The 6,571-nt window shown below is 72.0% G+C and carries 5 protein-coding genes; 4 read left to right on the plus strand and 1 reads right to left on the minus strand.

The window, feature by feature from the left end:
* Positions 1-1,841 (plus strand): primosomal protein N' (locus tag PKE44_RS13190; RefSeq protein WP_324551938.1); only part of this gene is annotated, 1,841 nt, incomplete at its 5' end.
* Between the two features lie 45 nt (positions 1,842-1,886).
* On the opposite strand, the gene pyrE is transcribed toward PKE44_RS13190, so the two are convergent.
* The gene (pyrE, locus tag PKE44_RS13195; protein ID WP_324551940.1) at positions 1,887-2,528 is read right to left on the minus strand and encodes an orotate phosphoribosyltransferase; all 642 of its coding nucleotides are present in this window, start codon (positions 2,526-2,528) and stop codon (positions 1,887-1,889) included.
* A 470-nt stretch (positions 2,529-2,998) separates the two neighbouring features.
* Here pyrE and PKE44_RS13200 point away from each other — a divergent pair, with 470 nt between their 5' ends.
* From PKE44_RS13200 to PKE44_RS13210, 3 genes are all read left to right on the plus strand, one after another.
* The gene (locus PKE44_RS13200; RefSeq protein ID WP_324551942.1) at positions 2,999-3,700 is read left to right on the plus strand and encodes a PEP-CTERM sorting domain-containing protein; all 702 of its coding nucleotides are present in this window, start codon (positions 2,999-3,001) and stop codon (positions 3,698-3,700) included.
* Between the two features lie 533 nt (positions 3,701-4,233).
* Positions 4,234-5,118, plus strand: coding sequence for a GNAT family N-acetyltransferase (locus tag PKE44_RS13205; protein WP_324551944.1), 885 nt, complete (start codon positions 4,234-4,236; stop codon positions 5,116-5,118).
* A partial coding sequence (locus PKE44_RS13210) for an alkaline phosphatase family protein (RefSeq protein WP_324551946.1) occupies positions 5,100-6,571 on the plus strand: 1,472 nt, incomplete at its 3' end. The genes PKE44_RS13205 and PKE44_RS13210, both read left to right, overlap by 19 nt.

Consider the following 6,571-nt stretch of genomic DNA (forward strand, 5'->3'; position numbering starts at 1 on the left):
CCGGCCGGCTGGCGCTGCAGGAGCAGGCGACCGGCCGCTCGGCGCGCCGGCGCGCCGTGCTGGCGACGCTGAGTGTCGCCGACGGAGCACTGGCGCTGTCGGTGCTGCGCGAGCGGCACGCGCTCGACGGCGCCCTGCTGCGCACGCTGTGCGAGCGCGGCTGGGTCGAGCGCCTCGATGATCCGCAGTCCGACGCCCCCCGGCCGGCGGCTGCGGCGGTCACCGCTCCGGCGCTGCATGACGGGCAGGCCGCGGCGGTGGCCGCGATCGACGCCGCCGCCGGAAAGTATCGCTGCCTGCTGCTCGATGGCGTCACCGGCAGCGGCAAGACCGAGGTCTATCTCGGCGCGATCGCCGCGGTGCTGGCGCGCGGGCGCCAGGCGCTGGTGCTGGTGCCGGAGATCGCGCTGACGCCGCAGCTGGTCGAGCGTTTCCGGGCGCGCCTGAGCGGGCGCATCGCGGTGCTGCACTCGGGGCTGGCCGGGGCCGAGCGGCTCAACGCCTGGCTGGATGCGCGCGACGGCCGCGCCGATGTGGTCATCGGCACGCGCTCGGCGGTGTTCGCACCGCTGGCGCGCCCGGGGCTGATCGTCGTCGACGAGGAGCACGACGCTTCGTACAAGCAGCACGAGGGCTTCCGCTATTCGGCGCGCGATCTGGCCGTCGTGCGCGCACACGCCGCCGGCGTGCCGCTGGTGCTCGGCTCGGCGACGCCGTCGCTGGAGAGCCTCGCCAACGTCGCCGCCGGCCGCTACACGCGCCTGGCGCTGACGCATCGCGCCGCGGCCGGCGCGGCGGCACCGCGCATGGAGCTGATCGATGTGCGCCGCGCCCCGCTCGACGAGGGGCTGTCGGCGCCGCTGCTCGCGCGCATGCGCGCGCAGCTCGATGCCGGCGCGCAGGTGCTGCTGTTCCTGAACCGCCGCGGCTGGGCGCCGGTGCTGTACTGCTGCGACTGCGGCTGGCTGGCCGAATGCTCACGCTGCGATGCGCGCTATACCGTGCACCGCGCCACGCGCCGGCTGATCTGCCACCACTGCGGAACCGAGCACCGGCTGCCGGCGCGCTGCCCGAAGTGCGGCGGCACGACGCTGACCGGGCTCGGGCTCGGCACCGAGCGCATCGAACAGGCGCTGGAGCGGCATTTCCCCGGCACCGGCATCGCGCGCATCGACCGCGACACGACGCGGCGCAAGGGCAGCCTCGAAGCGCAGCTCGACGCCGTGCGCAGCGGCGCGGCGCGGCTGCTGATCGGCACACAGATGCTCGCCAAGGGCCATGACTTCCCGGACGTGGGCCTGGTCGGCATCGTCGATGCCGATCAGGGCCTGTTCGGGGCCGACTTCCGCTCGGCCGAGCGGCTGGCGCAGCTCGTCGTGCAGGTCGCCGGCCGTGCCGGTCGCGCCGGCCGGCCGGGCACGGTGGCGATCCAGACCCATCACCCCGAGCATCCGCTGTTCATGCGGCTGTTGCGCGGCGATTACGCGGCGATCGCCGCCGAACTGCTGGCCGAGCGCCGCGCCGCGCGGCTGCCGCCGTTCGGCCACCAGGCGCTGCTGCGCGCCGAGGCGACCGATGCCGAAGCGCCGGCGGCCTTCCTGACGGCGGTCGCGACGCTCGCCGAACCCTTGCTCGGCGACGGCCACGTGCAGGTCCACGGTCCGGTGCCGGCGCCGATGGAGCGCCGCGCCGGGCGCTATCGCGCGCAACTGCTGTTCGAGGCCGGCGCGCGCGCGCCGCTGCACGCGCTGCTCGATGCGCTGGCCCCGATGCTCGGCCGGCTGCCGCAGGCACGGCTGGTGCGCTGGTCGCTCGATGTCGATCCGCAGGATCTGTATTGAACACGCCTGAACGCGCTTGAACGTGCCTGAACGCACCGCGCGGCTTCAGACGCCGTAACGCTCGCGGTAGGCGCGGATCGCGGTTTCGTGCGCGGCGAAATCCGGGCGGCCGGCGACATAGTCGATCAGGTCGGCGAGCGTGACGATGCTGATGACCGGGATGCCGTAGTTCTGCTCGACCTCCTGGATCGCCGAACGCTCGCCGAGGCCGCGCTCCTGCCGATCCAGCGCGATGACCACGCCGGCCGGTTCGGCGCCGTGCGCGGCGATCAGCAGCAGCGATTCGCGGATCGCGGTGCCGGCGGTGATCACGTCATCGATGATCAGCACGCGCCCGGCGAGCGGCGCACCGACCGTCTGACCACCCTCGCCGTGATCCTTGGCTTCCTTGCGGTTGAAGCACCACGGAACGTCGCGGCCGTACTGCTCGATGAGCTGCACCGAGGTTGCCGCGGCCAGCGGGATGCCCTTGTAGGCCGGGCCGAACAACAGGTCGTAGTCGATGCCGGCATCAGTGATCGCCTGCGCGTAGGCCCGGCCGAGCCGGGCCAGCGCGCCGCCGGTGTTGAACAGGCCGGCATTGAAGAAGTACGGGCTGATGCGGCCGGATTTCAGGGTGAATTCGCCGAAGCGCAGCACGCCGCGGCTGACGGCGAAATCGAGGAAGTCGCGCTGATAGGGCTGCATGGGGGGCGGATTCCGGCGGAAACGGGAAGGAGGACCGATTATGCCGGTGCGATGTGTCCCCGAGGGTTCGTTCCTGCCGTGCCGGCAGCCGTGGCTCTTGTGACAGCGCGGCTTACCTGGAGACCCGTCGTCCGGTCCGGGCCGCGGCCGTACGGGCTTCGGCAAAAGCACGGAAGGCAGGCGCAGTCGAGGAGCATGCAAATCAGGCATGTACGAAAGCGGTTGGAGTCAGCGGGCGGTGGCGGCGGGCACGAGCAAAAGTTCCCGCATGGATTGCAAAGAAAAGTTTCTGAAAGCCGGGCTTGACAAAGTTTCACCGAGGATGACGCCGCACGTCGCACCACTGTCCGGACCTTGCAGGCTGCCTGTCGCTGGCAGCCGTCCGGCGGTGTGGGTGTGATCGATGCAGAACCGCGGCCATTGAACCCGGACGTCACCTTTCCAGCCTTTTCGCCCAAGGATCCCCGCACATGCGCCATCTGACCCGCTCCACCCTCGCCGCCGGCGCGCTGAAGCTCGGCGGCCTCGCCGCCTTCCAGGCCGAAGCCTCGGTCGTCTACGTCGATCTCGTTCCCGACCTCGTCACCGCCAACAATGCGACCATCGGTAATTTTCTCGACCTCAACGGCGACGGTTCGGATGATTTCGCCTTCGGGCATGACGCAACAGATACCGGCAGCGATGGCCAGACCGACGCGATCGCAGTTGTATTCAGTGATCCGTCGTTCGTCATGATCGCCAACGATGCCGGCTTTCCGAGCGCAACGCGTTTCGGTACCGGCAGCACCATCGACGCCGCCGCCTTCGCCGATGCCAACAAGGTCGGCGTCCTGGCCATCGATGATTTCGATCTGAACGGTGGCGGCGTGCGCGCGCAGGCCGGCAACTGGTACAACGGCGGCGCCGGCACGATCGGCTACGTCGGATTCGCGATGACCGGCCTGCCCGGTGACGTGGTCGGTACCGACTATCACTTCGGCTGGATGCGCGTCGGCGTCAGCGCCTACGACAACACCAGCAACTCGCTGGTGATCACCGCTTACGACTACGCTTACGAGTCGGTCGCCGGGGTCGGCATCACGATCCCCGAGCCGGCGGGCTGGGCGCTGTTCGCGATGGGTGGCACGGCGCTCGCCGCGCGCCGGCGTCGCCGGACGGCCACGACCGCCTGATCGACTCCGGCTGCCTGCCGGCAAGCAGAGCTTGCCGGCCGGGTCTGGCAGATCGCTGCGACTGCGTCCGGCGACCCGGTCGCACGTCTGCCCGCCCTTCCGGGAAACCGGATTCACTTCGGATCAACGCCCTGACTGCGACGCCGACTCCGGCGGGCCGTAGTCGTCCGGCTTTGGCAATCGTGCATGCGGCCGAAAAAAAAATCGGCATGCAAGCCAAACTTGACAATTATTCGGGGAAGATTAACACCCGTTGCAGTGCATCAACCGCCACCGGCTCCTGAGCACCGTGCTGTCAGGTGTGCCGGTCAGAAGCCCGGATCGAGCCACGGACTCCCCCGGCACACGCGCCTTCATTCCGCCCAACAGCACAAGGACGCCCCCGCCATGTCCCTCCTGCCCGTTGATCCGCAAGGCGGCCTGCCGCAATCCGGTCCGTCCTGCGCACTGCTCCGTCCCGGCCCGGACAGGGCCGGGTGTGCCGTCCGCGTGCACATGTCCTGCCTGCCCTGCGGGCGGGCGTCGTTCCTCTGATGCGGGTCCTGGCCGTTGGGCCGCAGCGCCTCGCGCCGGTACGGGCGCTGACGCGTCTGCCGCTGCGCGTGCAGACCGGCGCCGACTGCTGGCTGGCCTTCCTGCCCGAGACCGGCGACTGCCCGGCCGGGGCTGCCGCGCTGCATCCGGATGGCGCGCTGTGGATCGCGGTCGTGCCGGCCCTGCGCCGGCGCGGCGTCGGCCGGGCGCTGCATGCGACGGCCATGGCGGCAGCGCAGGCGCAGGGACTGGCGCGCGTGGTGAGCTGGCGCGGGACGGACACACCGGAAGCCGCGGCCTTCTGCGCAGCCGTCGGCCTGCAGGTGGTGCGTACCATCGAAACCTTCGAAACCACGCTCGCGAACACCGTGCGCTTCTTCGGCCGTTATCGCGACCGCCTGCTGGCGCGCGGGCGGCTGCCGGCCGGCATCCTGGAGCAGAACGATGGCGAGGTGCCCTGGGGCGCCTATGGCGCGGCGCTGATCGAGGCCTTCGGACCGCCGGCGGCGGTGCGGCTCGATCGCATCCTGCGCAGCGGCCTGGAGCCGAACGAATGGGCGCAGGCGCTGCACCTCGACGGCCGGCCGGTCGCGGTGACGCTCGGCAGCCGCGGCAGCGACTGGGCCTCGACCGACCTGTATCTGGTGCAGCCGGCCTTCCGCCGCGGCTGGGCGCACATCGAAAGCAAGTTCCGCGCGGCCCGGCGCCTGCACCGGCGCCACCGCGAGATCGAACGCCACCGCTTCAGCACCGCCGACGAACACGGCGACACGCGCCGCGCCTACGAAGTCGGCATCCGCCGCGGATTCGAGGCTGCGCGCATCGCCTGCGAACACTATTACGCCTGCGAACTGGAGAAGCCCTCGTGTCGCGCTGCCTGCTGATCGCCCTCGAAGGCTGGGACGAACACATCGCCGCACCGCTGCTGGCGCGCGGGCTGCTGCCGAACCTCGCCCGGCTGCGCGCACGCGGTCGTCATGGCTCGCTGACGCCGATCCTCGCCGACTGCCCGCCGGCCTGCTGGGCGAGCCTGAACACCGGCCGCTGGCCGGACGTGCATGACGTGCTGGCCGCCGTCGAGACCGATCCGGCCCACGGCGGCGCGCGCGCAGTCGACAGCCGCAGCCTGCAGCGTGCGCCGCTGTGGGAGCACGCGGCCGCCGCCGGCCTGGCCAGCCTGCGCATCGGCCTGCCGGCGAGCAGTCCGGCACGCGGTGCCGGCGGCTGCGTCGGCGATGCCTATCCGGGGCGCTGTGCGGCCGATGGCGGCGAGTGGCTGGCGCTCGCCGACGGCGCACTCGGCGGCTTCGATGCCGGAACCTGCGCGCAACTCGATGCGCTGCGCGTCGATCCGGCCGAACTCGACGCCGCGGTGCTCGCGCCGCTGATGCCGGAGGTCGGCACGATCGACCCGCATGGCGATCGCCGGCCGGCACTGGCGGCGCTGGCACTGGCGCGCAGCTTCAGCCTGCATGCCGCGGCGACCTGGCTGCTGGAAACCCGCCCCGGGCCGCTGACGCTCGTCTGCTATCCGCTGCTCGCCGAACTGTCGGCGATCTTCGCCGCCTACCTGCCGCCGTGTCCGGCCGCGGTGCCCGAGCAGGATTTCCGCCGCTACCGCGGCGTGCTGCCCGGTGCCTACCGGCTCGCCGACCAGCTGCTCGGCCGCCTGCTCGAACTCGGCGGCATGGACGCTGCCGTGCTCGTCGTCAGCACGCATGGCTATCTCGACGTGCCGGGCTCACGGGGGCACGGCCCCGGGCTCGCGGACCCGCGCCCGGCGACGCCGCGCCCCGAGGGCATGTGGACGCTCAGCGTGCCGGGGCTGTCCGCCGTGCGCGAGGCGCAGCCGGCGACCGTGCTCGATCTGGCGCCGACCGTGCTGACCGCGCTCGGTCTGGCTCCGCCCGGCGACTGGCCGGGGCGCACGCTGTTGCCACCGATGCAACGCCTGCGTCCGTGCCCGCCGCTGCCGGCCGCCGCGCCCGCCGCCCCACTTTTCGGGGCCGACACCGATACCGTCATGTCAAAGCCGGCGGATGACGGTCTGCCCGACAACGATGCCCTGCTCGCGGCGCTGGCCGGGCACGGTTTCGACGATCCGCTGGCCGGCACGCTGCTCGCCGAGGCCGCGTTCGCCGACAGCCGCCGCGGCTGGAACCGCTACCGCATCCACATCCAGCGTCAGGATCTGCGCGGCGCCTGGCAGGCACTCGATGCGCTCTGCGACGGGCCGCTGGCCGCACGGGCGGCACTGGAGCGCATCGCGCTGCTCGGCGCACTCGGGCGCTGGCCGGAGGCGGCGCGCCGGCTGGCCCCGCTGCGCCCGGCGCTGGC

The organism is Plasticicumulans sp. (assembly GCF_035331805.1).
In the GTDB taxonomy this organism is placed as follows: domain Bacteria; phylum Pseudomonadota; class Gammaproteobacteria; order Competibacterales; family Competibacteraceae; genus Plasticicumulans.